Here is a 599-nt window from a genome sequence, read left to right as displayed (position 1 = left end):
ATCGCGCCGTACACGGCAACGTGCCCAATCGCGATGTCGTTGTTCAGGTTGACCCCGGTTCCGACGCCGACCCGTGTCACCCGCGGCGCCGACGCACTAGTGATGATCCCGCTCGGAGCCGACACCGACGGGACGGTCGACATGTCCAGCACGGGCGCGCAGCCCAACGTCCACAACGCATTCGAGCCGTTGTTCCCCCCCTCCACGTACAACAGGAAGGGCTTGTCGTCGATGTCGAAATCCTGGGTGGTGTTCAGAAGATCCGCACCATCGACGTCCAGCACCTGCAACCGGAGTTGCCCCGCCGCGCCGCTCGTGTCGTAGCGGACCAGCCACCGCGCCGCGGTGCCGTCGGTGCGGATGTCCAGCAACACAGCCTCGTCGGTCACCCCGCCCTCCGGCATCACGACAACGGCCGAAACCATCCACTGGTTTCCGATGCTCGTGTAACCGGGGACGACGCCGATTGCGCCGGCGCTGTTGAACGTCGGCAACGGCTGCGAGGCGATGTAGGAGTCGCTGGCTGCCGGGCGCGGTGAACCGAGGAAGGTCATCGCCGCGCCGCCGGAAACGGCGGATCCGAACGAGTTCGCTTCCGG

Annotated in this window: 1 protein-coding gene; it reads right to left on the bottom strand. The window is 66.6% G+C overall.

The window, feature by feature from the left end; genetic code table 11:
- Window positions 1-599: hypothetical protein (locus ABD401_RS25025; protein ID WP_344609953.1), on the bottom strand; the 599-nt coding region annotated here is incomplete at both ends.

It is taken from the genome of Sporichthya brevicatena, from assembly GCF_039525035.1.
Classification (GTDB): domain Bacteria; phylum Actinomycetota; class Actinomycetes; order Sporichthyales; family Sporichthyaceae; genus Sporichthya; species Sporichthya brevicatena.
Note: the sequence above shows the minus strand (reverse complement) of the source record. Positions and strands in the feature narration are given on the sequence as shown.